A 4,677-nucleotide genomic window follows, 5' to 3' on the forward strand; every position below is an offset into this window, starting at 1 on the left:
CATCTGGGTAAAGGATATGTTGGTAATGACGTAGGAATGACAAACCCCGTGTAGTTGAGGAGCGGAATGACGAGAAATTGTCACGTTCCGTTTTGTAGAGCAGTAGGAGAGGCGACTCTCTTACTGACTTTAATCATTCTCGCACGGGCAAATACTGTCGGGCGGACAGAAATTCAAGCCCTCGGACAGACTACCCACTGTCTATAGCAATTCCCATAGTTGTGAGGTACAGAGTCTTAGGTTTTGAGGAGTCAGGATTCAGGAGTCAGGAGTCAGGAGTCAGGATTCGGGATTCAGGAGTTAAGATTTTGGTGTACCTCATGAGATTGGGAAACGCTATATTAAGTGAAAGCTTAGTAGATAAGGTAACTGGATGAACAGGGAATCCCGAAGCGCTTAGTGCGATGGGAGCGTCAATTTAGGTATCCCGTCGAGTATTTTCGCTAGACTGGAAAATAATGCACCTCGGCTAGACAAAATCCTATGGTAAAGCTGCTCGAAAATCCTCTCCGAGTGGGATTGCGACAAGAAAGAACCCCAGAACCCTTAATCTTAGTCATTTTTGGGGCATCGGGAGACTTAACCCAAAGAAAACTGGTTCCTGCCCTCTATCAACTGAAACGGGAAAGACGACTGCCGGCCGAATTAACCATCGTCGGTACAGCGCGCCGAGAGTGGAGTCATGATTATTTTCGCCAACAGATGCGCCAAGGCATCGAAGAATTTTCCGACGGGATTGGCAGTGAGGAATATTGGCAAGACTTCGCCCAAGGGTTGTACTATTTCCCCGGCAACATGGACGATCCGGAAAGTTACGCCAAAATGAAAGTTTTTCTGGAAGAATTAGACGGAATCCGGGGAACCCGCGGCAATCGAGTCTTTTATCTAGCGGTTTCTCCTAATTTCTTTCCCCCCGGTCTTAAAAACCTCGGGGCAGCCGGAATGCTGAAAGACCCGATTAAACACCGGTTAGTGATCGAAAAACCCTTTGGCAAAGATCTCAGTTCTGCCCAAGTTCTCAATCGAGTCGTACAAGAGGTTTGTCAGGAGAACCAAGTTTATCGCATTGACCACTATTTAGGCAAGGAAACCGTCCAAAACTTATTGGTGTTCCGATTTGCTAACGCTATCTTTGAACCCCTCTGGAATCGTCAATTTATCGATCACGTCCAGATTACCGTGGCCGAAACCGTGGGAGTGGAGGAGCGGGCCGGATATTACGAAAAATCGGGAGCTTTGCGCGATATGGTGCAAAATCACCTGATGCAGTTATTCTGCTTGACGGCCATGGAAGCGCCCAACGCTATTAACGCTGATAGTGTCCGCGGCGAAAAAGTCAAAGTCCTGCAAGCGACTCACCTGGCCGATATTAATAACCTGGAAAAATCCGCCATCCGCGGCCAGTATAAAGCCGGTTGGATGAAAGGAAAACCCATTCTGGGCTATCGGCAAGAACCGGGGGTTAATCCGGAATCGACCACTCCCACCTATGTGGCCATGAAATTAATCGTCGATAACTGGCGTTGGCAAGGTGTCCCCTTCTACCTGCGTACCGGTAAACGTCTGCCCAAAAAAGTTTCCGAGATTGCCATCCAATTCCGCCATGTGCCGTTATTAATCTTCCAATCGGCGGCCCAACAAACTAATGCAAATGTACTGAGTCTGCGAATTCAGCCTAACGAAGGTATTGCCCTCCGTTTTGAGGCGAAAATGCCGGGGTCGGAATTACGCACACGCACGGTAGAAATGGACTTTAGCTATGGTTCCTCCTTCGGTGTCACCAGCGCCGATGCCTATAATCGCCTACTGTTAGACGCTATGTTAGGAGATCAAACCCTATTTACCCGTTCTGACGAGGTAGAAGAAGCATGGCGCATCGTTACTCCCGCTCTCGCCGCTTGGGACGCTCCCGCCGATCCTGCCTCCGTACCCCAATACGAAGCGGGTACCTGGGAACCCACAGAAGCGGAATTTCTCCTTAACCGCGATGGCCGTCGTTGGCGACGACTCTAATACAGTGAACAGTAATCAGTGAGCAGTAATCAGTAAACTAAAAACTCACATCTGATAACTGATAACTCACATCTGATAACTGGTAACTGAATCACTGATAACTGGTAACTGAATCCCTGATAACTGATAACTGATAACTGATAACTGACATGACTACCCAAAGCCCCCCCATTGTCTCCCTGCAAGCACCGAAAGATGTTTCCATCGATGTGATCGAGCAGGAACTGCGCGATATCTGGCAATCCTATAATAATAATGAGGATGGTATGGCCGCCACCCGGGCCACTACCTTTAGCTTTATTGTCTATGAACCCGACGCGGTACAGGAATTGTTAACCCTTCTCGGCTATTACACCGGCCCGATTGATGGTATTGCCGGTCCGCGGACCCACGCCGCCATCAAAGTCGCCCAAAAGGACCTAGGACTAGAAGTAACTGGGCTTTCTAGCGATGAATTTGTCGCCCGGTTAAGGGCAGCCTGGGAAGCGGAAAAAAACGCCGAGGACGGGGCTAATCATCGTCAATACGCCGCCGATTTGGATGCGATTGGGGTCGCAGATGCGATCGCTGCTTCCAATCCCTGTCGCATTATTACCCTCTGTCCCACTGCCGAGGCCGATGAAGGGGTAAAAGCCTCCGTTTCTGCCTATTGTCCCGTTAACAAACGTAGTCAGAACACTTTAGTTTGCTGTGAATACGTTACTTTAAGCGGTACGGCGGAAGCTTTGGAACGAATTGGCGGCATTATTTCCGAGTTAACTATTCCCAGTTTGCCAAAATTTCTCTGGTGGAAAGCCAGTCCCGATGCGGAATATGGACTATTTAAACGTCTGGCCAGTCAATGTGATACGATTATCGTCGATTCCAGCACTTTTCGGGAGCCAGAAACGGAACTGCTGCAGGTGGGGGATTTATTAGCAACAGATGTACCATTAGCTGACCTGAACTGGAGTCGTCTCGCTCCTTGGCAAGAACTAACCGCCGAGGCTTTTGATCCCCCAGAGCGCCGGGATGCTATTCTGGAAGTCGATCGCATCACTATTGATTACGAAAAGGGCAATCCTTGCCAAGCTTTTATGTTCCTCGGTTGGATGGCCAGCCGGTTACAATGGCGACCGGTGGGATATACTCACGAGTCGGGAGATTACGCTATTCATCGGATTAGTTTCCTCGGTCAGGACCAGCGTTTAATTGAGGCGGAATTAGCCGGTATTCCCGTGGCCGATTGGGGTGAGATACAAGGGGATCTGATTAGTATTAAACTCAGTTCTACTAATCTTCACGCCGATTGTTGTACGGTAATTTGTTCGGGAACTACCGGCTGTATGCGGATGGAAGCTTCGGGAGGGGCCCAATCTTGCCGCATTGAACAAGTGTCCCATCTGGAAGACCAAAAAACAGAAACTCTGCTAGGTAAACAGTTACAGCGTTGGGGCCAAGATGTGCTTTATCAAGAAAGCATGAAAGTCACCGGCGCTATCCTCAAATTATCCCAACCAGACTAGCAAATTAGAGATAATAATCCCACCCACTTTCGAGAGACCTTGTTAACAAGGTCTCTCAATATTTATACGGCAGTCAGCACCTGATTAAAACCGATAATTGTAGCTTTTTGGAAAACAGGTTATCATAAAGACAGAGCTTTGCTTTCAAGGGGGCAATATGGTCGCAACCACTGAGAAACGCTACACAGTCGCAGAATACTTTCAACTAGAGGAAACTGCCACCGACAGACACGAGTATCGAGATGGAGAAATTATTGTTATGACCGGGGGAACTCCTAACCATAATCGCATTGCGGGAAATTTTTACAGAAGATTTCCCTTAACTATCCAGAATCAAGCCTATGATATATTTATCACCGATCTACGCTTGGCCATACCCGCCTATAATGTGTACACCTATCCCGATATTATGATCGTTAAGGGGGAACCAATTCTTGAAAGAGGACGCACCGATACGATTACCAATCCACAGGTTATTATCGAGGTTTTATCAAAATCTACTCAAGACTATAATCGGGGTGATAAGTTTAAATTTTACCGTTCTCTTAATAGTTTTGAAGAATATATTTTAATCGATCAATATGGTTATTATATAGAACAATTTCATAAAAGAGGCGATCATTGGGAATTTCGGGATTATCACAGCCAAGAAGCGATTTTAACTTTGTTTTCTCTAGATTTTCAAATATCCCTGACAGATTTATATCAGCGAGTGGATTTTACCGCGATTGAAGTATCCTAATGACTCAACTAAGCTGTTCGTAATTTAAATTGCTTGTTGAGACGAGGCAAGAGGCAAGAGGCAAAAGGCAACAGTAAAGGGATTGAGGGAGATTCGGCTAATAAGAATAAGCGGTTTAAATACGTCTTAGCTTATTTAGGGTTTGTCGCAAAGGTCTTGGTATGATTAACTCCCAATCCAACTTGAAAAACCCACTCCCTAATTCATAATTCATAATTCATAAAAAAAAGGTGGGGCAACACCCACCTTTTTTAAACCTTAGATATTAGAGATAATTAGGGTTTGCTGAATAATGGTAAAACCCTTTTAAAATAAAGCTTTTGACCTGTTAAAGTCCGATGTTAGTGCAAGAAAATAGGATTGGGACGTTCAAAAACCTTGCATTATCCTTCTTGTAGTACATCGCTTGGTACAAAA

General features: G+C 46.2%; 4 protein-coding genes. 3 read left to right on the forward strand and 1 reads right to left on the reverse strand.

All coding sequences use genetic code 11. The features are described from left to right. Positions 1 to 483 precede the first annotated feature (483 nt). Positions 484 to 2,013 (forward strand): glucose-6-phosphate dehydrogenase, encoded by a 1,530-nt coding sequence (zwf, locus tag IM509_RS23905; RefSeq protein WP_052276487.1) that lies wholly within the window; start codon positions 484 to 486, stop codon positions 2,011 to 2,013. A gap of 29 nt (positions 2,014 to 2,042) precedes the next feature. Here the strand turns inward: zwf and IM509_RS23910 are convergent, their stop codons facing one another. Further along, on the reverse strand, positions 2,043 to 2,174 hold the full coding sequence (locus IM509_RS23910; RefSeq protein WP_287717364.1) for a hypothetical protein: 132 nt from the start codon (positions 2,172 to 2,174) through the stop codon (positions 2,043 to 2,045). Here IM509_RS23910 and opcA point away from each other — a divergent pair. Both opcA and IM509_RS23920 read left to right on the forward strand, forming a co-directional pair. Beyond that, positions 2,163 to 3,518, forward strand: a complete 1,356-nt coding sequence (opcA, locus tag IM509_RS23915) for a glucose-6-phosphate dehydrogenase assembly protein OpcA (protein ID WP_052276488.1) — start codon at positions 2,163 to 2,165, stop codon at positions 3,516 to 3,518. The genes IM509_RS23910 and opcA overlap by 12 nt on opposite strands. Positions 3,519 to 3,675: 157 nt before the next feature. Then, positions 3,676 to 4,260 carry a Uma2 family endonuclease gene (locus IM509_RS23920; protein ID WP_052276489.1) on the forward strand — a complete coding sequence of 195 codons (585 nt, stop codon included), beginning with the start codon at positions 3,676 to 3,678 and terminating at the stop codon, positions 4,258 to 4,260. Positions 4,261 to 4,677: the final 417 nt, after the last annotated feature.

Origin of the sequence: Microcystis sp. M31BS1 (genome assembly GCF_020245285.1) — a bacterium.
GTDB classification, from domain to species: Bacteria; Cyanobacteriota; Cyanobacteriia; order Cyanobacteriales; family Microcystaceae; genus Microcystis; species Microcystis panniformis.

Excerpts from the sequence above, each read along its gene's own strand:
- zwf (WP_052276487.1), top strand. The coding sequence starts at position 484 with ATGGTAAAGCTGCTCGAAAATCCTCTCCGAGTGGGATTGCGACAAGAA.
- opcA (WP_052276488.1), top strand. The coding sequence starts at position 2,163 with ATGACTACCCAAAGCCCCCCCATTGTCTCCCTGCAAGCACCGAAAGAT.
- IM509_RS23920 (WP_052276489.1), top strand. The coding sequence starts at position 3,676 with ATGGTCGCAACCACTGAGAAACGCTACACAGTCGCAGAATACTTTCAA.